The sequence below is a fragment of the Pedobacter jeongneungensis genome, from assembly GCF_000633455.1.
Taxonomy (GTDB): Bacteria; Bacteroidota; Bacteroidia; order Sphingobacteriales; family Sphingobacteriaceae; genus Pedobacter; species Pedobacter jeongneungensis_A.
The window spans coordinates 122,561-143,978 of the sequence record NZ_AYMG01000001.1 but is presented as its reverse complement, the minus strand read 5'-3'; the positions used below and the strand labels follow the sequence as shown (position 1 = coordinate 143,978).

Here is a 21,418-nt window from a genome sequence, read left to right as displayed (position 1 = left end):
TTACATCAGAAATATTTTGGTCCATGAAGTTTCTTTAGGTGTTAACCGCTCATTAAGCCTAATGGCGACTGCCCCTAAGCCGGCTTCAAAAACAAAAGGAGATTGATAGGGATTAATTTCTTCGTATTTTGTCGAAAAAAGCGAGAACTGTTGCTTTGTAAATTCTTCGCACCAGGTATTTTTACTAATCGCAGAAAGCTTTTGTAAAAGCAATAACTGTCCCGCAAGTCCATGCCTCAGCCCAATTTCCATTTTATCGGTTTTATAGTTTTTTGTTTTTTCGGTCGCAATTTCGAAAAGCTCTCCGCAAAGGGTATGTAAAGCATTGTCCTTAAACAGGGCAGCAAGGGTATAAAGTAAGCACAACACGCCAAAATCGCCATAACTCCAGCTTTGGCTAGCCGAATAGGTAGGCGTTGAACCTGTTTTTTCAATTTTTATGGGGAATACAGATTGTTCTGATAATGTAATTTGCTCTTTTAAATATTTTAAAGTTTGATCAAGTAAATCCCAAATCTGGTCTTTTTGCTTAACCCTATCGTCGGTTACTGCTTTACTGAGTACGAGTGCTGTACCTGTTATGCCATGGGCTATGCCCAGGTTAACATGTGAAAAAAAGCGGTTGGGTTCGATAATCCGCTGTCGCGTGATCTGGTTTTTTTCTACACCATTAATCAAAGCAGAGAGGATACCATTAATGTATCCTGTATTTGCCATATCGGCTTTTTGATTTAAAAAATAAGATAGCGGGCCAGAACAGCCAAATAAAAAATCGGTATGCCCTAAATTAGCCTGAAGTGTTGCGCCCTTGAATATGATTTGATCAATATCTGTTAATTCTGTTAAAACCGAATCATCAAAAACCTCCTGTTCTATTAAATAGGCAATTACAGAGGTAAAGCCCGAAAGCCCGGTACCCATTGAGGTATTGGTGAGTGAAGAACTACTGGAAGATAGTCTGTCAAATACATCTGCAACAATATCGAAAGTCCTATCAGTATTCAATAGGTCTTTGTTAAGCTGAGAAATGAGGTGCTGACAAATGCAATGGCCCATTGAACCAGCCAATAGCGAATCGCCCGAATAATCGCTTTTTTGAAGCGAATCGGAAAACAATGTAGGGTTAAACATATAGGGAGAGGTGATCGGTTGAATAAAAAAGGATATCCGGTTTTTTCAGGGATACCCTTTTAGGTTTTTGAAATTAGCTACATGAGTAGTGGATACTATCGCTTTCAAATGCTTCCTCTTTTGGTTTAGGCTCGATAGTTACTTTTGTGCAGCAAGTGAAAGTAACACCACCTTGAATTTGGTCAAGATTTGAATCGTCTAATTTAGAGATTGATTTTTTGTTCAATGACAATTTTCTGTCTGTTAAGTTTTTCTTTTTCATGTTGTTGTTTTTTAATTGGTTCTAATTATTTACCACAAGAATAGTGTACACTGGTATCTTCAGCTAACTCTTCTGAAGCTTTTGTTTTGATTACAACTTCTGTGCAACAAGTGAAAGTTGCGCCACCTTGAATTTGGTCAAGATTTGATTCGTCCAGGTTAGAGATCGCTTTTTTGTTCAGTGACAATTTTCTGTCTGTTAAATTTTTCTTTTTCATGTTTTTTGATTTTTATGGTTATAGATTTAATTGTTTTTAACTTTATTAGCTCCCGCAAGAGAAATGGATGACAGTAGTTTCTGGTTCTTTTAATATATGTGCATCACCAACCTTTGTACAAAGGCAGAAAGTATTCCCACCCTGAACCTGGTCAAGTGCCAAATCGTTCAAATTTGAAATGGCTTTCTTTTTTAATGAAAGTTTCCTATCTGTTGAGTTTTTCTTTTTTTCCATTGCTGAGTTTCTTTATCGTTTTGACAAGGGTAAAATTATGGCGATTGCAGCCTGGTATTTATAGTTAGAATTAATCATTTTGAGCAATCAAAATAGTAACTGCCGAAAACTGAGGGTACCTCTCTTATGCTTATCTTGCATGATGTAATTCGCTAACAGCCTAAACCTTAAAAACATGTCAAACTTTAAAAACAACTATTCATTTACAGATAATTTTGTAGTCAGGCTCCCTGTTTTTCCTTACCAGACAGCTTATACGGGAGAAGAAGTGAAGACTTATTTCAAAACCTCCGAATTGTTTAGAGAAGCTGTTTTTCTCGCTTCACCTATTCTTTATGCGGAGGCAGATAAATGGATAAATAACCAAATAGAATCAAAACAGGAGGCCGACAAGATTTTGGTATCCTTAACAAAATACCTGATCAGGATGAGTACGAGGTGTACACCTTTTGGACTATTTGCTACCTGTTCTTCGGCAAAATGGGAAAATCGGAACGACTCAGCAATCAGTGATAAATTATCCCGGAAAACAAGGTTCGATATGCTCTATCTGTGCGAGTTGGCAAAAAGTTTAGAACAGCACGACAATATCAGGCACGCTTTAAAATATTATCCAAACAGTTCAATTTATCATCTTGGGGATGAAGTGCGGTATGTAGAATATCGTGTTACAAATGCTAAAAGGTTTCACCAGATTAGTTCGGTTTTACGGTCGGAGGAGTTGCTGGCACTTTTAAATGCTTCAGCAGATGGAAGTACAATCAAAGTGCTTGCTGATGTTATTCAGCAATTAGGATATAGCTTCGAAGAAGCACAAGAGTTTGTAGAAAGCTGTATATCATCGCAGGTTTTAACAAGCGAACTGGAGCCGGAGATTACCAACGAAGATGTGCTGCAACAGATTATCAATATTTTAGAAACAATTGCTGCACAAGGAGTAGATATCGCTTTCGAATTAAAAACATTGCAGCAGTTGCAACAGCATTTACAGGAGCTTGACGGAACCGGTACCAACCAACCCGAAGCTTATCGCTCCATTATCGAAAATGCAAAGAAACTGAATGTTCCCATCAACGAAAAGTTCTTCTTTCAAACAGATGCCTTCCGCAAAGAGAACCAGCTTAGTCTTGATAAAGGGATGCAGGAAGATATTTTAGAAGCACTTCATGTGCTTTCTGCAATTAATCCGGTAAAGGAAAATAATAACCTTCAGCAGTTTGCGAAGAAATTTTATCAAAGGTACGAAGAAAGAGAAGTACCCATTCTTGAAGTGCTCGATACAGAATCAGGCATAGGTTATCTGGCAAAACAAAAAAATGGTTATTCACCCTTAATTGATGGGCTAACGTTAAATAAAAGATATACTGATGCACTAGGGATGGATATTTACCAGCAGGAACTTTTTTTGATAGCTAAGCTGGAAGAGGCCATGAGAAAGGGGCTTAAAGAAATTGAAATAACCCGCGACGATTTAAAAGCCGCTGGAATTGATGTGATCAATAACGACCTTCCAAATAGCATGTCGGGTATAATTTATCATTTAGGAGGGCAGAAAATTCATATAGAATCCTTTGCCGGTAGCAGTGCGATAAATGTGCTTGGCAGGTTTGGACATGCAGATGAGCAGATAAAAGAGACCATTCTCGATATTACCAGGCATGAATCGGAATTGGAAACAGATGCTGTGATTGCAGAAATTGTTCATTTACCCGAAAGCAGGGTTGGAAACATCCTGTTGCATCCTAAGTACAGGAAATATGAAATTCCATATCTGGCCAAAAGCTCAGCCAGTCCGGAAGATACCATTAACCTGCAGGATATTTTGGTATCGGTAAGCAGGGGAAGGATTGTTTTAAGATCAAAAAGACTTAAAAAAGAAATCCTCCCCAGATTAAGCAATGCACATAACTATGTGTATAATGCCCAGCCGATATATCAGTTTTTATGCGATATGCAACAACAAACAGGAAGAAGGGGTTTGTCGTTTAACTGGTTCGATTTAGCTAAAAAGTACAAGTTTTTACCTAGGGTAACAGTTGGTAATTCAATTGTTTCATTGGCAACGTGGACGCTTAACAAGCAGCACATGGCTGATTTTTCAAAGGCCTCTAAAAATACAACCGACCTGGAATCGTGGTTGAAACAGCTTGGACTGCCTGAAATTGTAACACTTGTAGATGGCGACAATACCCTTTTAGTTGATTTTAGGGAGCAAAACTCCATTCAGTTGTTTTTAGACCTGATCAAAAAGCGCGAAACCTGTATCTTAAAGGAACACCTGGTGGCTAGCGGGGATTATCCGTTTAAGGATGCCAAGAACCAGACTTATCTTAATCAGCTTATTGTTCCGATTGTTAAAAAGCAGCAAGCTAAAACTGCATCTACAGGGCGAACGGAGGCCGATGTACAGAAAGCCCAGAGAACATTCTCTATCGGTTCTGAATGGTTATATTTTAAATTTTATTGTGGTGCCCAGATTAGCGAAAGGGTTGTAGCAGAGGCTCTTGCTCCTTTAACACAAATTTTAAAAGAAAAAGGCCTGATTAAAGAATGGTTTTTTTTAAGATTTGCAGATCCAGACCTGCACCTTAGGGTAAGGTTTAAGCTAACTGCAGTTGAGCGGATTGGTGAGGTGATCGCGATTGTAAATGAAAACCTATCACATTTTACCAGTAAAAAACTGATCTATAAGGTTACAACAGATACCTACGAAAGGGAAATTGAACGTTACGGAGATGAATATATCGAAAGGGCTGAAGAGATTTTTCACTACGATAGCGATAGTGTAGTGCAGGTTTTAGGAAATATTGAAGGCAGTGAGGGCGAAACCATCCGATGGCTGTGGGGAATGAAATCGGTAGATGCCCTTTTGAATGACTTTAACTTATCAACTGAAGAAAAGCTTATTTTCTTAACTCCTTTGAAAAGTGGTTTTGCTAATGAATTTAATGCTGATAAGAGTACAAATATGCAGATCAACAAGAAATACCGCGATTTTCGTAACGAAATTTATGATATTATGGGGAGCAATAAAGAAAATGAACATCCCTATCAGCCATTGTTTGAAATTATCGAAAGCCGTTCTAAGCAGATTGGCGAAACCGTTATTCCAAAAATGCGTGCTTTGACAGATGTAAAAGAAAATCAACGGAAATTGTTCGATCTATTGGCCAGTTTTACCCATATGCACATTATTCGCCTTTTTCCTTTTCAGCAGAGGTTACACGAAATGATTATATATGAGTTCCTTTACACTTATTATAAAACACAATTGGCGATAAAAAATGGTAAAACAAAAGAAAGTGCATTGACCTTGGCATAGTAAGTCAGATCATGTTTTATCAATAAAGAAGGGCCAATTTGGCCCTTCTTTATTATTGTTGGTCGCAATCGCGACCTCTTAGCAGCGTATCTGCCTGGAATTATAAGTTTATGGTTTCACCAATTTCTGGTAATAGTAACGTTTTCTTTTCGCGCTCAAATTTATCCACAGCAACTTTGGTATCAATTTCAATTACCGGGAAGGTATTATAGTGCACACCGATTACTTTATCGCAATTAAAATATTTAGTGGCAATTAATGCATCATCAACATCCATGGTATAGTTTCCACCGATAGGTAAAATGGCATAATCCAGGTTATAAATATCGGCCAAAACCTTCATTTCGATGGTTAAACCCGTATCACCTGCAAAGTAAATTTGTTTGCCATCCACTTCCAGCACAAAACCGGCAGGATTACCGCCATAACTTCCATCAGGTAAACCAGAAGAATGTGTAGCAGGCACCATACGTACCGCCCCCCAATCGAAGGTAAATTTACCGAAATTCATTCCGTGCACTTTTTCTACCCCTTGTTTTGTAGCCCAGTCAGTAATTTCCGGCATTGCGATAACAGTTGCCTGTGTCTGTTTAGCCAGTGCAACCAAATCGGCTACGTGGTCGCCATGACCATGACTCACCAGGATATAATCAGCTTCGATCGATTTAATATCGATATGTTTAGCTAATGGATTGTGTGATATAAACGGATCGAATAATAATTTTTTGCCACCAGCTTCAAGCAGGAAGCAAGATTGACCATAATAGGTGTATTTCATGATTATAGTATCAAGTGTGGAGATTTATGTAGATTTTAACGATATTATTGCCCAAACATGCCGCCTAAGCCACCCAGCATATCTTGCGCAGATGCCTGCATTTCGGCAGCACTAACCTGCTCGGCACTTGCCATGGCTTTGTTAATCGCGGTTAATAATAATTCTTCCAGTTCTTCTTTATCGGCGCCTTTTAAAAATTCTTCATCAATAGCAATTCCGGTAATGGCTTTGTTTGCTGTTGCAGTAATTTTTATAGCTCCATTTTCAACTTCGCCATATACCGATATGGTATCTAAGCGCTTTTTAATTTCTTCGGCTTTTTGTTGAGCCGCAAATAATTTATCGAACATAACAGTTTTGTTTTATAGTAAAACTAAATCCGGCCTAAAATAGTATTGGCTTCATCAAGAAAGCGCTCAATTTTTTTAGTGCCTATAAAGCTTTTAAGGTTTAAAGTTGTTGTTTTGTTTTTGGCAGGTAAGAAAATCTCTGCCCTAACTTCGGTACCTGAATAAATAAGATTAGTTGTTTTGCGGATCACCTGAAAGCGGATCAGGTCATCAAACGGATATTCTTTTTTAAAACGACCAGCAAAAGTGGAACGGATAATTTTTCTTTGGCTTTTATCAAAACGGATATTGGAGGTTGCTGCAAAAAGAAGCGCTAAGCCAATTGCCGCTGGAAAATAGGTGAGGAGTATTTTTTGAACAGATCCTTCGTTTGCTAAAAAATCGGGACTAAACAATATCGCAACAGTAGCGCCGATCAAAATCAAGCCAACAATAAAACTTCCTATCTTATTATCACGCAAAAGGTAAATGCCTCCTTCTTCTCTAAAAAATCTAAAATCGTAAATGGTCTGTTTAGGGATTACAGGTGCATTGGCGAATACCAGCTCATCAATTTTTGGTAATACCTCTTGCTGATAAGCAATCAGATTGGCATCATTGGCTTTGCCATATCCGGAAGAAACAAGTAAGCCTCTGCCGTGCCTGTTACTTTTTTTGAACAGTTTATAATTGAAACCGCTTCCGAGTATTTCGTATGGTTCTACTGAGGCAATATCATCAAAAGGGATTGATCCTGTAGGCAAAAACGCAATCTTTTTATATAAAACCCTGCTGTTGCCATCAAAAATTACTTTGGTTTCAGCAATAAAAATCAGCAGTAAAGGAATTAATAATAGGAAGCCATAATACCCTGCGGTAAGGCCAGCAGAATAACCTTGTACCGATCTCGATAAATAGAAAATAAAGGCCGCGATTAATACAAAAAAAATAAGCCCAACTATCCTCAAATTTCTTTTAGGATAGATGGTTAATGTACCCGGCCCAATAGTCCATTTTGTTTTTGCCATAAAATTAATCTTCGTCAGAACCAGGCAAACTTCCGTTGCCATGGTAAGCACCCTTACGGATAATCGGCATGTCGAAGTGTTTATAAAGATCATCGAGATGCATTAAACTTCCGTTGGTCAGGTTGCCTAAAAACACAATAACAATGTTTTTGTTTAGATCTCTTACGTAAATATGGCGGAAACCATGCCACCAGCCCGTATGATACACCACTTTGTCCATTTTTTCGCCATCGAACATTCTCCAGCCGTAACCGTAGTTAAAGTGTCCATTTACAGGTTTATTGTGGCCGGTATAGGCGGAATCGAGGCTCTTTTGGGTTAATAATCTTCCGTTTTTTAAGTATTTGTCGAAAAGCACTAAATCGTGCACGGTACTATAAATCCCTTTATCTCCAACCGGGCCATCCAGAAAGTTCTGTGCTACCGAATAGCGCCAGGTACGGTCGTGACCAACCACATCAACAGGGATTTTTTCGTATTCGGTTGTGCTATATACGTGAGTATGCTTTAATCCTGCCGGTTTAAAAACATGCTCCATCATATACTGCGAATAACGCTGTCCGGTTACTTTCTCTATAATCGCACCCAAAACCATAAAATTTGAGTTATTATAATGAAAACGGTTATCGGGTTTGGTATAAGGATTAGGTTTACGTTCGGCAATCACATCCATTACTTCCTGGTTGGTTACCCCTTTTTTCATGTTCCGTTTTTCTTTACGCCAGATATCGTCGATAAAGTACACGTAATTCATCATGCCGCTGCGGTGCGAAAGCAATAACTTCACCGTGATACCCTCGTAAGGAAAATTAGGGAAAAACTTTTTTACGTTGTCGTTTAACGAAAGTTTTCCTGCTTCTACCAATTGCATAATGGCCGTACCGGTAAAGGTTTTGGTAATCGAAGCCAATTCAAATTCAGAGTTGATGGTTAGGCTGTCGCGGTGCAGGTAATCGGCCCATCCAATCGCTTTTTCATAAAGGATTTTTCCGTCTTTGGCTACCAGCATATTTCCGTTAAAACCAAATTTCTTGTGCAGGTTATCTACAAAATCAGCAATCCATTTGTCGCCTTTTTGTGGATTGTATACTAATAAAAGGCTGTCTGCTTTATCGTCTTCTTTAGTGCGTATCTTTTTTTCAGCTGCCTTTTTTTCTTCAGCTTTTTTGCCTGAACATGCGGTTAGTAAAGTTGCGGAGAGGGCTAATGCTGAACATATATATCGAAAATTCATTTATATCAGGGATAGTGTATTTAAAACCCGAAAATTAAAGAATTTTAGACGGTAAAAACGAAAGAGTTTTACACATTTTCGCATTTTTGATTGTACCAGCACTCAAATAAATGGCCTTTGCTACCATAAACAGGATCGCTATCGGGATTTTTTACCTTGGCAATGTCTTCATCCGCTTCCGGACGCTCTTCTGCCCTGCCATATTTCATATTATATTCTGCACCATTTGGATAAGCACCAACTACCGTAAAGTCGTCGCTGGAGTTTAATTTTTTATGGGCTACACCTGCCGGAATGATGATCACGTCACCTTTATCCAGCTCAACACAAACACCATGTTCTCCTCCAAACTGTACATCAGCCTTGCCGCAGAACACGCCCATTACTTCATGTGTATTGCTGTGGTAATGGTGATAATCGAAAATGCCATCAACCCACGAATTGGTGTAGCCATTCTGTGCAAAAACCTTTCTGATCACTTCTTCGGTATCATCAGGATGCAACCTGAAAGTACCTTTATATATCATTAATGGCAAAGTAGGGTTATTGGGGAAATTGCCATTCTCTTCTATCTTGTGCGCAACCAGGTAAGCTTCTTGTATCAATTTTTCTTTGTCCATGATTTGGGTGTTTTAATAATTAACAAAGGAATTGGAAAAGGGTTTCGGGATTTGATGAATAGCTTTTTTAATTATCCCGCAGATTTAAGAAGATCAGCGCAGAGCGGTTCTACTTGTGCATAAACCAAAGTTATAATTTTGATAATTACGGAGATTATGGTATTTTTAATTAATCATCCTGATTTAAGAATGCCATTAAATTTTGATATTATGGATGAGAACGATATCTCCTATCTGATTAGGGGGGCAATATTTACAGTTTACAATGCATTAGGCCCTGGTTTATTAGAATCTGCTTACGAAACAGTGCTATCCTATGTTTTAACTGAAAATGGCCTAAAAGTTAAACAGCAAGTACAATTACCAATAGTTTTTGAAGGCATAATATTAGATACAGGCTATCGCATAGACTTATTGATAAATGATTTGGTGATTATTGAAATCAAATCTGTAGAAACAGTTGCTCCGGTACATCATAAGCAAGTGCTCACATATCTCAAGCTTTCAGGCTTAAAGCTAGGATTGCTTGTTAATTTTAATTCTTCAAACATATCTGAATCTATCTGGAGAAAAGTAAATGGTCTTTTGTGAATGTTTTCCCGCAGATTTAAGAAGATTAACACAGACCTAGGTATTTTATCTGCGTTTTTTGCGGTATCTGCGGGAAAACTTAACAAATTAAAGGGCTTTTCATGCATTCACAATGACAAAAAGGATCTTACTTCTGGCTTGCTGCCCAGGCATCCATTTTGGCTTCAAAAACCGATAAAGGGAAAGATCCGTCTTTTAACACTGCGGTATGAAAAGCGGCAAGTTTAAATTTTGGTCCCAGTTCTTTTTCATATTTAGCCCTTAGCTCGCGTATTTTCATCGCACCGGTTTTGTAACCTAAGGCCTGTGCAGGCATGCCCATGTAACGTTCTATTTCTGCGGTAGCACCTTCAGTACTGATGGCTTCATTATCCGTCATGTATTTAATGGCATCTTCCCTGCTCATATTCTTGCTATGGATGGCCACATCAACCACCAAGCGAATGGCGCGGTGCATCTCATCACCCAATGCGCCCATGTGCTGATAAGGATCCTGATAAAGCCCCAGTTCTTTACCCAGCGATTCGCAATAAAGCGCCCAGCCTTCTACATAGGCATTGTGTCCACCAAAACGGCGGAAATTTGGTAACGATTTGTTCTCCTGCGTTAAAGAAATCTGGTAATGGTGACCAGGGATAGCTTCATGAAGAAAAAGCGATTCCATGCCCGAAGTAGTATTGAATGTTTTGGCATCCAAAATCGGCACGTAAAAGATGCCTGGACGTGAACCGTCTGCTGAGCCCTGATTATACTCCGCACTGGCTGACGCCGCCCTGAAAGCTTCGGTCTGACGGATTTCGAAAGGTGTTTTAGGCTCTACCTCAAACATTTTTTTGAGATTAGGTTTCATGCGCTGGTGAATATTCTCAAAAGCAGCTAAAATTTCTTTCGACGTTTTATAGGGCATGAATTTTTTATCCGTTTTCATGTATTCGAAAAAGGCCTTTAAATCGCCCTTAAAACCAACCAGGTTTTTAATGCTATCCATTTGCCCTTTAATGCGGGCAACCTCTTTTAAACCGGTCTGATAAATTTCTTCAGGTGTTTTATTAGTGGTGGTTTGTTGTTTTACCAGATAAGTATACCAGGCCAATCCACCTGGCATAGCAGAATAACCAGAAGTTGCACGGCTTTTTGGCAGGTATTCATTTTGTAGGTAATCGCCTAGTTTTTTATAGGTTGGGATAATCACATTGGTAATCGAATTGCGGTAAGCTGCTGTTAAGCGTTGTTTGTCTGCCGCAGAAAAACTGTTTGGAATTGATTTAATGGGACCATAGAATAAACTTTCTTCTGGTTTAGCCACCACCATGCTTTGCATCTGCGGGATCATTTTTACCACCAATGCTTTTGGCAATACAATGCCTGCTGCCACACCTTTTTTGAAGTTTCCAATCGCAGTATCTGCCCATGCCGAAAATGCATCAGCACGTTTTAACCAATCCTCATAATTTTTTACGGTTTTAAAGGGCTGGGCTCCCGTTCCGGAACCCAATTGCCCAATGGTTAGGGGCAAAGCAGTCATTTGGTTAAATGGCAGGTATTCTGAATGATATTTCAAGCCTTCTAAATTGATTTCCAATTGATCTTTCAGGTAATCAAAAGATAATTTATCGTTTGCACTCAGGCTTTCGCGGTCGTATTTACCCAAGCTATCCAGATAACGCTGATTGTAGCTTCTAAACTCTTTTAAATAAGCTTGCGACCCATCGTTTGCCAAAAGATCGTTATAACGTTCATCACCAATGTAGGTGGCGTTTAAAGGGTTTATTTTTAATCCATCCTGATAATATTGTTCGCAAAGGGCAGCAAAAGCTTCATTTTCTGCACCACTATCAGAACTGTTTTTTTGCTTACAGGCGAGCATTGCAGTAATGCAGGCAGCAAAAAGAAGAGTTTTTTTCATTTGTTTTGGTTTAAGGTCTTTAATCAAAAATAGCAAATTAAGTCGCCATTTACGAAAAGCCTTAAACGCAAAAAAGCCATCCAAAAAGGATGGCTTTCAATATGTAGTCAGTGTAAACTGTGAATTGCTAACTGATTACGCTAATAACCTGATCGGCTCTTCCAATAAACCTTTTAACGTTTGTAAGAATTGTGCTCCTGTTGCACCATCAACCACACGGTGATCGCAACCTAAAGTTAATTTCATTACGTTACCAGGAACAACAGCACCGTTTTTAACAACAGGAACCTGTTGGATAGCACCTACTGATAAAATTGCGCCATCAGGAGAATTGATAATTGACGTAAACTCATCAATACCAAACATACCTAAATTAGATACGGTGAAAGTAGAACCTTCCCAATCTGCAGGTTGCAATTTTTTAGCTTTTGCTTTTCCACCGAAATCTTTTACTTCAGCAGAAATGTGCGACAATGATTTACCATCAGCAAAACGTACCACTGGCACCAATAAACCGTCTTCAACAGCCATGGCTACACCAATGTTGGTGTGCTCGTTAAACCTGATTTTATCGCCACCCCATGAAGAGTTAACCGCTGGGTGTTTTTTCAAGGCAACAGCAACCGCTTTAATTACGATATCGTTGAAAGAAACCTTAACCGGAGCAACTGTGTTAATGGCAGTACGTGCAGCCATTGCGTTGTCCATATCAATACTGATGGTTAAGTAGAAATGTGGAGCAGTAAATAAACTTTCGGCCAAACGTTTAGCAATTACTTTACGCATTTGCGAAACCGGAGCTTCTGTATATTTAACTTCGCCAACAAAAGTAGGAATCACTGGTGCTGGTGCAGCAGCTTTCTCAGCAGCAGGAACTGATGCAGACTCCGCTTTAGCAGGCGCAGCCGATGGTTTAAAGTTTTCGATATCTTTTTTAATGATACGACCACCTTCTGCACTACCTGCAACCTGTGCTAAATCGATCCCTTTATCTTTAGCAATTTTCTTAGCTAAAGGAGATGCTTTAACGCGGCTATCTGAAGAACTTTCTGCTACTGGAGCAGATGTGCTAGCATCAGCAGTTGCAGCTTGTTTTTCTTCTTTTGGTGCTTCTGCGCTTTCAGCTTTAGGGGCTGGAGCTGAACCACCTGCTAAAATTCCGCTAACATCGGTTCCTTCCGGGCCAACAATGGCGATAATTCCGTTTACTTTAGCAGCCTGACCTTTTTCTACACCGATGTGTAATAAAGTTCCGGTTGCATAACCCATTACTTCCATAGTGGCCTTATCGGTTTCTACATCAGCAAGAACATCGTCATCCTTAACTTTATCGCCAACTTTTTTATGCCATTCGGCAATTACGCCTTCGGTCATGGTATCGCTTAATAAAGGCATGCGGATAACCGTAACACCTTTAGCAGCCAATTCTTCTTCGCTTAAGCCACCGCCTTGAGCAGGGGCAGCTTCTTCTTTTTTATCTTCAGCTTTAGGAGCTTCGTCTTTACTTTCAGACTTCGGACTTGCCGACTCCTGACTTCCAGACTGTTCTGCTTCCAATGCCGCTTTATAATCTTCGCCTTCTTTACCGATAACGGCCATGATGGCATCAACCGGAACAGCTGATCCTTCTTCTACACCTACGTATAAAAGCGTACCATCCCAATAAGATTCCATATCCATTGTTGCCTTGTCAGTTTCTACTTCTGCCAAAACATCGCCGCTTTTCACTTTATCGCCCACTTTTTTATGCCACTTCGCCAAAACCCCTTCGGTCATGGTGTCGCTCATTTTGGGCATTTTAATTACATCAGCCATTATATCTAATTAATTGAAATCTTATTTAATATTAGTCCATTACGTAAGGGTAGTTCTCGGTCATGTATACATCTTTGTATAACTCAGATGCTTCCGGCCAAGGAGATTCTTCAGCAAATTTTACTGCCTGATCAACAGTTGCTTTTACTTTAGCTTCTACTTCTTCAATCCATGCTTCGTCTGCATACTTTTCTTTCAAAATAGTTTCTCTTGCATGCTCAACAGGATCTTTTGCTTTGTAATCTTCTAATTCTTCTTTGGTACGGTATTTTGCCGGATCAGACATCGAGTGGCCACGGTAACGGTAAGTTCTCATTTCCAAGAAAGTTGGTCCTTCACCTTTACGTGCACGTTGAATAGCCTCATCCATTGCGTTGTGAACCGCAACCGGATCCATACCATCAACTGGTGCACATGGCATATCAAAACCTAAACCAATTTTATAAATATCGGTCATGTTGGTAGTACGTTGTACTGAGGTACCCATAGCATAACCATTGTTTTCGCAAACAAAAACAACAGGCAATTTCCAAAGCATGGCCATGTTAAAAGTTTCGTTTAATGCACCCTGGCGCACAGCACCATCACCCATATAACAAATGTTAACATTATCGGTACCTTTATATTTTTCTGCAAAAGCAACGCCAGCACCTAGAGGAATCTGACCGCCAACAATTGCATGTCCTCCGTAGAAGTTATGCTCTTTACTGAACATGTGCATTGAACCACCTTTACCTTTAGAGCAACCTGTAGCTTTACCGTACATTTCTGCCATAATACTATCGGCACTTACTCCTAAAGCTAAGGCATGGGCATGATCACGGTAAGTGGTAATCATTGAGTCGCCTTTTTGCATCGCAGATATTGCACCTGCAACTACAGCTTCTTGTCCAATGTATAAATGACAAAAGCCACGTATTTTTTGTTGTCCGTATAACTGGCCGGTTTTTTCTTCGAATTTGCGCATCAGCAACATCGACTCAAACCACTTTAACCAGGTATCTTTATTTATTTCTACTGCACTCATTTTAGGGTATTTGTTTTTTGCGACAGCAAATCTAATTTTTTTATTGTAATTTTTGGCACTTTTAAGTGTAAAAACATCATGGTATTAGGGCTAAAATCAGATTTAACAGTTGTTTTACAATTAAATACAAACCACAAACACTTTTAAAGATTTAATACTGATTTCACATAATTAAATCAATGCCCTTTATCATAATAAGTATTCAATTTATTCTAAAATTTAATTCTGCATAAGGGCGTATTTCCATAATTTAAAAATAACACTAACTTAAACCATATAGGAATATCCGAAAAGAAAAAAACATTTAAAAAAGATAATTTTAAGCCGAAATTTTACTCAAAAACGGTGGATAAAAAACAAAAATGTTAATAACTTTCATTTTTTATAACATTACATTTGGATAACATTTGTATAATCAATACTTTTGACAACCAACAATAAGCCCATGTGGTGTACGTTAATGTGTAAGTGAATACCCAAACATAACTGTATAACATGATTAAAAAAATTTTGTTTTCTACCCTAATCGCTATCTGCACGCTCTCAACCGCATTTGCGCAAACAAAAACAAAAGAATCTGGTAAAGAATTAAATGACCCTGATAACCTTGCATCACAATATTTTTCGCAGGTAATGGGTGTTGCGGTAGATGCGACCTCGAATTTAAAACTCTACAAGTTTATATACGAATGGATCGGAACACCATATAGTTATGGTGGAAACAGCAAAAGAGGTATTGATTGCTCGGCTTTTACTAAAGCGATTTACGACAAAGTTTTCAACACTACCATCAGAAGAAATTCGCGCGATATTTTTAGCATGGTAGATCCGCTATCTAAAGAAGATTTGAAAGAAGGCGATCTGGTTTTCTTTAAAATTAAAAGCAGAAGTATTTCACACGTTGGTATTTACCTCGGCGACAACAGGTTCGCACACGCATCCAGCTCGCGTGGTGTAGTGATCAGCAACCTGAACGAACCTTATTACAGCCGTTACTTCTACAAAGGTGGGCGTGTTTTAGAATCGTTTAAGAAAGAATTTGAAGTAGAATAGTTCAGTTAGCCTTAACAGTTAATAAAAATATAGAATCCTCCTAAAGAAATTTCGGAGGATTTTTTTTATACCACAAAAGTCCAGAATGAAATTTTTCAATACCTTAATATTATCATCCCTTACCGTAATTATACTAATCAGTTGCACCAGTAATAATGCCCAGGTTGCTGCGCCGATAGCTAAACAAGACACGGTGATCAGGAAAATAAAGGATACGATATCAATTACCGCGGTTGGTGATATTATGCTGGGCTCTGCTTTTCCATCCAAGACTAATCTTCCTCCTGATGATGCCATCAACAGTTTTAAGGCAGTAGATAGTTTGTTAAAAGGTGATATCGTATTTGGGAACCTGGAAGGCTGTTTTCTAAATTCGGGCAATTCGAATAAATGCAACGGCATCAACCCGAATAACTGTTATGCCTTCAGAATGCCCGAACGTTACGCCGGCATATATAAAAACGCGGGATTTAATGTATTGAGCATTGCCAATAACCACGTTGGCGATTTTGATGCCAAAGGAAGAAAAAATACGGCAAGAATTTTAGATTCATTGCAGATTCACTATGCGGGGCAGGTAAATAAACCTTTTGAGGTTTTTGAGAAAGACAGCATAAAATATGCTTTCTGTGCTTTTGCGCCAAACGAGAATACGGTATCCATTAATAAAATCGACAGCGCAAAAGCCTTGGTTGCACGTTTAAAAACCATGGCCGATATTGTAATTGTTTCCTTCCATGGTGGAGGTGAAGGTGCCAGATTTGAACATGTTCCCCGTAAAAATGAGATCTTTTACAAAGAAAACAGAGGCAATGTTTATGCTTTTGCTCATGCCGTAATCGATGCCGGGGCCGATGTGGTGCTTGGCCATGGGCCACATGTAGCAAGAGCGGTTGAAGTATATAAAAACAAATTCATAGCTTACAGTCTGGGCAATTTTTGCACCTATGGGATGTTCAGTCTAAAGGGCAACAACGGTATTGCTCCATTGCTTCAGCTAAAAATAAATGGCAAAGGTGATTTCCTATATGCAGATGTGGTATCCATTAAACAGGATAAAATTAGCCGGTTAACCTTAGATGATAATCATAGCGCTTTTAAACGTATAAAAGAACTGACCGATATTGATTTCAAAGGTCATCAACTTAAATTTGAAGAAAACAAAATCAGTTTAAAAGATTAATCTTCTGCGACACCAATCTCAAATTAATTCAGAATATTTGCCTTATGAAAACGGGATTAATACTTCACTATATTATCGGTATCGCAGCGGCTATTTTAGTTTTGGCAGCTGCTTACTACATTCAGCAAAACCCCAAAAACCTTTTATCTGCCGGGATTATCATTTTAGCAGGTTGCCTGGTCGCTTTTAGTCAATACCAGATCATCAAACACAAAAAGAAACAAAAATGATTGCTGTTCTTTTAGAAACTACAAATGCTGCAAACTTTAAAGATGGAATTTATCTTGGTTTAGCTATTGGCGCAGCGGTTGTACTTTTTCTTTTATCAAAGAAGTTTAGAAGGAAGGGGTAGCTAACCTTTCAATAACTCCTCAATAGGGAGATTCAGAACATTACATATTCGCATCACTCTTTCTAAAGGTACGTCCTTCATATTCCTTTCATTTATTGAATAAACATTCTGCGAGATATTCAGTTCTTGCGCCATATACTCTTGGCTATAACCCAATGCTACTCTAGTTATCCTGATCTTTTTACTTATAGCTTCGTATTTATTGTCATCCATTTATTTAGAAAATATAAGAGGCTTAGGGATGACAACCTCTTGGTTATAATATCCCAATATAGCATAAATTAGATTAAAAAGTAAATTATTTCCTAAAGCATCTATAGTTACTAGATATAAATCCTTAGTTAAAACCTCTAATCAATTAATCTACAATGCCCTCTTACGCTATGCCAACCATATTATCTATAATTTAAACAAATGACGGTTAGGAATATCGATTTACACACTATACTTTTAGTTATTGCTTCGCGAGCAAGAATTGAGAAACCACTTAAACTTAAAATTTAAACAAAATGAAAAAATTAGAATTTGAAAAAATAGAAAATTTAACCGGAGGAAAAAAAGCAGGACAAAATACTATGGATTGTATCAGTGATGTCTACTCTGGCCACGGTTGGGCTTCAGTATTAGCATGGGGTGTTTCAGCATTAACACCAGCAGGATTTTTTGCGTATGCATCAGCATGTGCGGGTGCCAATGGATTTTCATAAATAAACAAACATGAAACTTTTATCTTATTATATAATAATATTACTACCTTTTCCTTTTCTATACTGGTGCGCAGTGCACAATAGTTCATTGTTTTTTTTTATTTCATTCTGTATTTACGTGCTAATTTATAGACCATTTGTAGATGGGCTTAGATTGGTAGATCTAGGATTATTAAAAAAATCAGAAAGCTGGAAAATGTTTATTGCATCACCTTATTATCAACTTAAATATTTTAAAGAGTTGTATTTTGGCATATAGCAATATTTGGCAGTACTTAAATCATGTACTGCCAAGTTTTTGATACTCAAATAAGATTTTAATGAATAATAGTTTGAGAACTCCAATTCTATTTATTACCATTCTACTTTTAACCCTGACACTGATCTATATTTTCAATTCTCTTTTAATTACTCAAGAAGCATTTTATAATACATTTCAAAATCAGTTAGAAAATGAAACTATAGATGAAATTTTTGATATCGAAGTTAGACACCTTTGGATAAGTTATATTTTCATTCCAGTTTGGCTACTTTTGAAAATTTTTATAATTACCTTATGCCTACAAGCTGGCTTACTCTTAAACAACAGCAAACTAAAATTTTCTGATACCTTTAGAATAGCCTTAACTGCAGAATTTATTTTTCTGATCCCGCAACTGATAAAACTCATATGGTTTTTATTCTTTAAAACGGATTATACCTTAAGCGATATTCAGCAATTCTATCCCCTATCGGCTTTAAATCTCTTTAAAATAGAAAATCTTTCTGCGCTGTTTATCTACCCGTTTCAAACCTTTAATGTATTTGAGATTTTATATTGGATATTATTGGCAGGGGGCATTAAACAAGCAATGGGTACCGATATCAATCACGGAATTAAAGTAGTTTTTTCTGGTTACATACCAGCGTTGGTTTTATGGATCATCTGTGTGATGTTTATTACGGTAAGCATAAGCCCTTCAACATAAACTTATCTAAATAATATCCTTCTTTATTAAGCATTAATGAAAAATAAATTAATTATAGCTATTGGCTTACTGACTTTTAGCATTGGTATTTTTTTGGCTTACAACATCATAAAGAAATACAACAGTAAAAAAGCCATAGCATTGCAAAAACAGACCTTGCCTAATTTTCTATTGTATAATCAAGAAGAAAAACCTTTTTCTGCAAAAGATCTGAAGGAAGATAAACCTATTTGCATTTTTTACTACAATGCTGAATGTGAACACTGCCAATATGAAGCAAAACAGATTAGTAAAAACATAAATGCATTTAAAAATACCTTGGTGATAATGGTTTCTACCAATACGCCAAAAGAAACAACTGCATTTGCAAAAACTTATAAACTTGATGCTGCCGGTTTTATTTGGCTTTACGATAAGGATTACAGTTTTTACAAATGGTTCGGTAAAGCTGTTACTCCCTCTGTTTATATCTATAATGCTCAGCACCGGTTAATAAAAGAATATGCTGGAGAAGTTAAGATTGATGCTCTAATTAAATATTTGGATGATGATCAATAAGGCCAAACGAACATTTATTTTACAACAAGATGAAAGCGATTGTGGTGTAGCCTGCCTACTTTCTGCTGTGCGTTATTTTGAAGGTAATAACAACCTTGAAAATTTAAGAAAACTAAGTGGTACTGATGGTTTTGGTACAACCTTATTAGGCCTAATACAATGTGCTGAAACAATAGGGATTACTGCTGAAGGTTTTGAAGCAGAGCTTGAACACCTTTTTGATTTAAAACAACTTAGCCTGTTACATTTAGCACTAGAGAATGGTTTAGAGCACTTTGTTCTAAACTACGGATACAATGATAAAACAAGAAAATTCCTTATTGGCGATCCTGCAACCGGAGTATCTTATTGGGATAATTCAGAATTGCAAAAATTTTGGAAAAGCAAGGTTTTGCTTACACTCGAACCAAACGATACTTTTATCAAGAGCAAAACAGAAAATAATGCAAAAATAAAATGGTTGTTTTCTTTATTAAAAGACGATATCAACATCCTTTTAACAACTACTTTTTTAGGGATCGTGATTGCAGCCCTAGGCCTATCTACTTCGATATTTACCCAAAAACTGGTAGATGAAATTATACCAAAACAGGAAATAAAACGCATGTTTAGTGGTTTTTGCATTTTATTTATACTGCTTTTGGCAAAAAGTGGCATTAGCTTTATACGTCAGTTGTTTTTATTGCAGCAGGCAAAAGATTTTAACGAACGCATCAACAGCAGTTTTGTGGAAAAGCTCTTATGCTTACCTAAGTTATTCTTTGATAGCCGTAAAACAGGGGATCTAATTGCACGGTTAAACGATACCATGCGCATCCAGAAAAGCATCGCTTATCTTAGCGGTACATTTGTAATCGATTTTTTGATTATTGTGATTTCCTCCGTTTATCTTTTCACTTTTCATTATACTATTGCATTAACGGCTTTAACAGCTATTCCATTAATGGGATTCTGTGCATGGAAGTATAATGGGAAAATCATAACCCAAAATACCAATGTAATGGCCACATATTCAGCCAATGAAAGTAATTACATCGACACTATGCAAGGGATTGATGTAATCAAATCTCTTGGCAAGGAAAATCAGTACGCCAAAAAAATCCGCAACTTCTTTTCGCAGTTTCAATTAAATAGCATAATCCTTGGCAAAACAGGTAATAGGTTTAGCCTAATTGTTGAGGTTTTAGCTACGGTTATTATTATTGCTATAATGGCCGAAACAGCATTTTTAACCTTAGAAAAAACGTTAAAAATAGGTGAAATGATGGCTATTCTTTCAATAGGAATTGGCATCATACCTTCATGCACCAGATTAATGCTAACCAACTTACAGATTCAGGAAGCAAAAGTTGCTTACAACAGAATGTATGAATTCGCATCGTTAGGACCAGAAAAAAGCATTTCTTCAAACAATGAAGGGAACAGTTTATTCGAAAAACTAGAAATCAAAAATCTCAGTTTTCGTTTTGCTGGCAGAAGTCTTTTATTAAAAAATGTAAATGTAACCCTTAGAAAAGGAAACATAACCGTATTAATTGGCGAGAGCGGCTGCGGTAAGAGCACCATTCTCCAGCTATTGCAAAAATTTTATCAGCATGAAACAGGTAGTATTTTAATAAATGGAAATATTAATTTATTGGAGCTACCAACTAAAGGCTGGCGTGAAATTATTGCTACAGTACCTCAAGAAATAAAACTCTTTAACTGCTCTATTATTGAAAATATATGTTTGAGCAATAAAGAAGATGATTTTAAACTTGTTATAGACTTATGCAAGCAATATGATTTGGATAATTATTTTAATCAATTTCCTGCTGGAATATTTACCAAAGTAGGAGAAGATGGCTTAAATCTTTCTGGAGGGCAAAAGCAAATTGTTGCGCTATTAAGGGCATTATTTACTAAACCACAACTTCTTTTATTGGATGAAGCTACAGCGGCCTTAGATCCGAAAACAGAAACATTCATTTTAAATCTACTCATAGGACTGAAAGAACAAATGGCTATTCTCCTAATTACCCATAAAGAAAGTACAACTAAAATTGCAGACGAAATTTACATGGTAGAAAATGGAGAAATTAGAATTTATACCCACAATTAAAT

General features: G+C 37.5%; 23 protein-coding genes. 10 read left to right on the top strand and 13 right to left on the bottom strand.

Translation table 11 applies throughout. From position 1 onward, the window contains the following. The 4 genes from U859_RS0100675 to U859_RS0100665 form a co-directional block, all read right to left on the bottom strand. Complete coding sequence (locus U859_RS0100675) at positions 1-1,131, bottom strand: lanthionine synthetase LanC family protein (RefSeq protein ID WP_025141521.1); 1,131 nt, start codon at positions 1,129-1,131, stop codon at positions 1-3. A 73-nt stretch (positions 1,132-1,204) separates the two neighbouring features. Then, positions 1,205-1,393 carry a class I lanthipeptide gene (locus U859_RS31885; protein WP_162799824.1) on the bottom strand — a complete coding sequence of 63 codons (189 nt, stop codon included), beginning with the start codon at positions 1,391-1,393 and terminating at the stop codon, positions 1,205-1,207. 25 nt (positions 1,394-1,418) lie between these two features. Continuing rightward, positions 1,419-1,610: a class I lanthipeptide gene (locus U859_RS0100670; protein ID WP_025141520.1), complete on the bottom strand. Its 192-nt coding sequence runs from the start codon at positions 1,608-1,610 to the stop codon at positions 1,419-1,421. Positions 1,611-1,655: 45 nt separating this feature from the next. Continuing rightward, positions 1,656-1,844, bottom strand: a complete 189-nt coding sequence (locus U859_RS0100665; protein WP_025141519.1) for a class I lanthipeptide — start codon at positions 1,842-1,844, stop codon at positions 1,656-1,658. A 175-nt stretch (positions 1,845-2,019) separates the two neighbouring features. On the opposite strand from U859_RS0100665, the gene U859_RS0100660 reads away from it, so the two are divergent. Further along, the gene (locus tag U859_RS0100660; RefSeq protein ID WP_025141518.1) at positions 2,020-5,166 is read left to right on the top strand and encodes a lantibiotic dehydratase; all 3,147 of its coding nucleotides are present in this window, start codon (positions 2,020-2,022) and stop codon (positions 5,164-5,166) included. Between the two features lie 100 nt (positions 5,167-5,266). Here the strand turns inward: U859_RS0100660 and U859_RS0100655 are convergent, their stop codons facing one another. The 5 genes from U859_RS0100655 to U859_RS0100635 form a co-directional block, all read right to left on the bottom strand. Next, positions 5,267-5,944 (bottom strand): metal-dependent hydrolase, encoded by a 678-nt coding sequence (locus U859_RS0100655; protein WP_025141517.1) that lies wholly within the window; start codon positions 5,942-5,944, stop codon positions 5,267-5,269. Positions 5,945-5,988: 44 nt separating this feature from the next. Then, positions 5,989-6,294 carry a YbaB/EbfC family nucleoid-associated protein gene (locus tag U859_RS0100650; RefSeq protein WP_025141516.1) on the bottom strand — a complete coding sequence of 102 codons (306 nt, stop codon included), beginning with the start codon at positions 6,292-6,294 and terminating at the stop codon, positions 5,989-5,991. Between the two features lie 23 nt (positions 6,295-6,317). After that, the gene (locus U859_RS0100645; RefSeq protein ID WP_025141515.1) at positions 6,318-7,301 is read right to left on the bottom strand and encodes a hypothetical protein; all 984 of its coding nucleotides are present in this window, start codon (positions 7,299-7,301) and stop codon (positions 6,318-6,320) included. Positions 7,302-7,305: 4 nt separating this feature from the next. Continuing rightward, the gene (locus U859_RS0100640) at positions 7,306-8,535 is read right to left on the bottom strand and encodes a serine hydrolase domain-containing protein (RefSeq protein ID WP_025141514.1); all 1,230 of its coding nucleotides are present in this window, start codon (positions 8,533-8,535) and stop codon (positions 7,306-7,308) included. 68 nt (positions 8,536-8,603) lie between these two features. Further along, entirely contained in the window at positions 8,604-9,155 is a 552-nt protein-coding gene (locus U859_RS0100635; RefSeq protein ID WP_029985317.1) for a cupin domain-containing protein, read from the bottom strand. A gap of 156 nt (positions 9,156-9,311) precedes the next feature. Between U859_RS0100635 and U859_RS0100630 the strand changes: the two genes are divergently transcribed. Next, positions 9,312-9,746, top strand: a complete 435-nt coding sequence (locus tag U859_RS0100630; protein WP_240182997.1) for a GxxExxY protein — start codon at positions 9,312-9,314, stop codon at positions 9,744-9,746. 127 nt (positions 9,747-9,873) lie between these two features. Here U859_RS0100630 and U859_RS0100625 read toward each other — a convergent pair whose 3' ends face one another. The 3 genes from U859_RS0100625 to pdhA all read right to left on the bottom strand — a co-directional run bounded on the left by U859_RS0100625 (position 9,874) and on the right by pdhA (position 14,494). Then, positions 9,874-11,652, bottom strand: a complete 1,779-nt coding sequence (locus U859_RS0100625) for a DUF885 domain-containing protein (RefSeq protein WP_025141511.1) — start codon at positions 11,650-11,652, stop codon at positions 9,874-9,876. 135 nt (positions 11,653-11,787) lie between these two features. After that, complete coding sequence (locus tag U859_RS0100620; RefSeq protein WP_025141510.1) at positions 11,788-13,467, bottom strand: pyruvate dehydrogenase complex dihydrolipoamide acetyltransferase; 1,680 nt, start codon at positions 13,465-13,467, stop codon at positions 11,788-11,790. 31 nt (positions 13,468-13,498) lie between these two features. After that, positions 13,499-14,494: a pyruvate dehydrogenase (acetyl-transferring) E1 component subunit alpha gene (gene pdhA / locus U859_RS0100615; RefSeq protein WP_025141509.1), complete on the bottom strand. Its 996-nt coding sequence runs from the start codon at positions 14,492-14,494 to the stop codon at positions 13,499-13,501. 495 nt (positions 14,495-14,989) lie between these two features. On the opposite strand from pdhA, the gene U859_RS0100605 reads away from it, so the two are divergent. From U859_RS0100605 to U859_RS32440, 4 genes are all read left to right on the top strand, one after another. Continuing rightward, positions 14,990-15,547, top strand: coding sequence for a C40 family peptidase (locus U859_RS0100605; RefSeq protein WP_025141508.1), 558 nt, complete (start codon positions 14,990-14,992; stop codon positions 15,545-15,547). Positions 15,548-15,632: 85 nt separating this feature from the next. After that, positions 15,633-16,730 carry a CapA family protein gene (locus U859_RS0100600; RefSeq protein ID WP_025141507.1) on the top strand — a complete coding sequence of 366 codons (1,098 nt, stop codon included), beginning with the start codon at positions 15,633-15,635 and terminating at the stop codon, positions 16,728-16,730. Between the two features lie 44 nt (positions 16,731-16,774). Further along, positions 16,775-16,960, top strand: coding sequence for a hypothetical protein (locus U859_RS0100595; RefSeq protein WP_025141506.1), 186 nt, complete (start codon positions 16,775-16,777; stop codon positions 16,958-16,960). After that, complete coding sequence (locus U859_RS32440) at positions 16,957-17,082, top strand: hypothetical protein (RefSeq protein WP_262496775.1); 126 nt, start codon at positions 16,957-16,959, stop codon at positions 17,080-17,082. The genes U859_RS0100595 and U859_RS32440 overlap by 4 nt, the downstream gene beginning before the upstream one ends. Here the strand turns inward: U859_RS32440 and U859_RS32610 are convergent, their stop codons facing one another. Then, entirely contained in the window at positions 17,083-17,295 is a 213-nt protein-coding gene (locus tag U859_RS32610) for a helix-turn-helix domain-containing protein (protein ID WP_025141505.1), read from the bottom strand. A gap of 296 nt (positions 17,296-17,591) precedes the next feature. Here U859_RS32610 and U859_RS0100580 point away from each other — a divergent pair, with 296 nt between their 5' ends. The 4 genes from U859_RS0100580 (at position 17,592) to U859_RS0100565 (ending at position 21,416) form a co-directional block, all read left to right on the top strand. Then, positions 17,592-17,789, top strand: coding sequence for a hypothetical protein (locus U859_RS0100580; RefSeq protein ID WP_025141504.1), 198 nt, complete (start codon positions 17,592-17,594; stop codon positions 17,787-17,789). A gap of 320 nt (positions 17,790-18,109) precedes the next feature. Further along, a complete protein-coding gene (locus U859_RS0100575) occupies positions 18,110-18,757 on the top strand; it encodes a hypothetical protein (RefSeq protein ID WP_025141503.1) in 648 nt (215 codons plus the stop codon). Positions 18,758-18,793: 36 nt separating this feature from the next. Further along, the gene (locus tag U859_RS0100570; protein WP_025141502.1) at positions 18,794-19,315 is read left to right on the top strand and encodes a peroxiredoxin family protein; all 522 of its coding nucleotides are present in this window, start codon (positions 18,794-18,796) and stop codon (positions 19,313-19,315) included. Then, the gene (locus U859_RS0100565) at positions 19,302-21,416 is read left to right on the top strand and encodes a peptidase domain-containing ABC transporter (RefSeq protein ID WP_029985315.1); all 2,115 of its coding nucleotides are present in this window, start codon (positions 19,302-19,304) and stop codon (positions 21,414-21,416) included. Before U859_RS0100570 ends, U859_RS0100565 begins: the two co-directional genes overlap by 14 nt. Positions 21,417-21,418 lie beyond the last annotated feature (2 nt).

What these genes read in the sequence shown, in the direction of transcription:
- U859_RS0100605 (WP_025141508.1), top strand. Translation starts at nt 14,990, where the DNA reads ATGATTAAAAAAATTTTGTTTTCTACCCTAATCGCTATCTGCACGCTC.
- U859_RS0100595 (WP_025141506.1), top strand. Translation starts at nt 16,775, where the DNA reads ATGAAAACGGGATTAATACTTCACTATATTATCGGTATCGCAGCGGCT.
- U859_RS0100655 (WP_025141517.1), bottom strand. Translation starts at nt 5,944, where the DNA reads ATGAAATACACCTATTATGGTCAATCTTGCTTCCTGCTTGAAGCTGGT.
- U859_RS0100575 (WP_025141503.1), top strand. Translation starts at nt 18,110, where the DNA reads ATGAATAATAGTTTGAGAACTCCAATTCTATTTATTACCATTCTACTT.
- U859_RS0100625 (WP_025141511.1), bottom strand. Translation starts at nt 11,652, where the DNA reads ATGAAAAAAACTCTTCTTTTTGCTGCCTGCATTACTGCAATGCTCGCC.
- U859_RS0100570 (WP_025141502.1), top strand. Translation starts at nt 18,794, where the DNA reads ATGAAAAATAAATTAATTATAGCTATTGGCTTACTGACTTTTAGCATT.
- U859_RS0100660 (WP_025141518.1), top strand. Translation starts at nt 2,020, where the DNA reads ATGTCAAACTTTAAAAACAACTATTCATTTACAGATAATTTTGTAGTC.
- U859_RS0100630 (WP_240182997.1), top strand. Translation starts at nt 9,312, where the DNA reads ATGGTATTTTTAATTAATCATCCTGATTTAAGAATGCCATTAAATTTT.
- U859_RS32610 (WP_025141505.1), bottom strand. Translation starts at nt 17,295, where the DNA reads ATGGATGACAATAAATACGAAGCTATAAGTAAAAAGATCAGGATAACT.
- U859_RS0100565 (WP_029985315.1), top strand. Translation starts at nt 19,302, where the DNA reads ATGATGATCAATAAGGCCAAACGAACATTTATTTTACAACAAGATGAA.
- U859_RS0100600 (WP_025141507.1), top strand. Translation starts at nt 15,633, where the DNA reads ATGAAATTTTTCAATACCTTAATATTATCATCCCTTACCGTAATTATA.
- pdhA (WP_025141509.1), bottom strand. Translation starts at nt 14,494, where the DNA reads ATGAGTGCAGTAGAAATAAATAAAGATACCTGGTTAAAGTGGTTTGAG.
- U859_RS0100675 (WP_025141521.1), bottom strand. Translation starts at nt 1,131, where the DNA reads ATGTTTAACCCTACATTGTTTTCCGATTCGCTTCAAAAAAGCGATTAT.
- U859_RS0100640 (WP_025141514.1), bottom strand. Translation starts at nt 8,535, where the DNA reads ATGAATTTTCGATATATATGTTCAGCATTAGCCCTCTCCGCAACTTTA.
- U859_RS31885 (WP_162799824.1), bottom strand. Translation starts at nt 1,393, where the DNA reads ATGAAAAAGAAAAACTTAACAGACAGAAAATTGTCATTGAACAAAAAA.
- U859_RS0100635 (WP_029985317.1), bottom strand. Translation starts at nt 9,155, where the DNA reads ATGGACAAAGAAAAATTGATACAAGAAGCTTACCTGGTTGCGCACAAG.
- U859_RS0100620 (WP_025141510.1), bottom strand. Translation starts at nt 13,467, where the DNA reads ATGGCTGATGTAATTAAAATGCCCAAAATGAGCGACACCATGACCGAA.
- U859_RS0100645 (WP_025141515.1), bottom strand. Translation starts at nt 7,301, where the DNA reads ATGGCAAAAACAAAATGGACTATTGGGCCGGGTACATTAACCATCTAT.
- U859_RS0100650 (WP_025141516.1), bottom strand. Translation starts at nt 6,294, where the DNA reads ATGTTCGATAAATTATTTGCGGCTCAACAAAAAGCCGAAGAAATTAAA.
- U859_RS32440 (WP_262496775.1), top strand. Translation starts at nt 16,957, where the DNA reads ATGATTGCTGTTCTTTTAGAAACTACAAATGCTGCAAACTTTAAAGAT.
- U859_RS0100665 (WP_025141519.1), bottom strand. Translation starts at nt 1,844, where the DNA reads ATGGAAAAAAAGAAAAACTCAACAGATAGGAAACTTTCATTAAAAAAG.
- U859_RS0100580 (WP_025141504.1), top strand. Translation starts at nt 17,592, where the DNA reads ATGAAAAAATTAGAATTTGAAAAAATAGAAAATTTAACCGGAGGAAAA.
- U859_RS0100670 (WP_025141520.1), bottom strand. Translation starts at nt 1,610, where the DNA reads ATGAAAAAGAAAAATTTAACAGACAGAAAATTGTCACTGAACAAAAAA.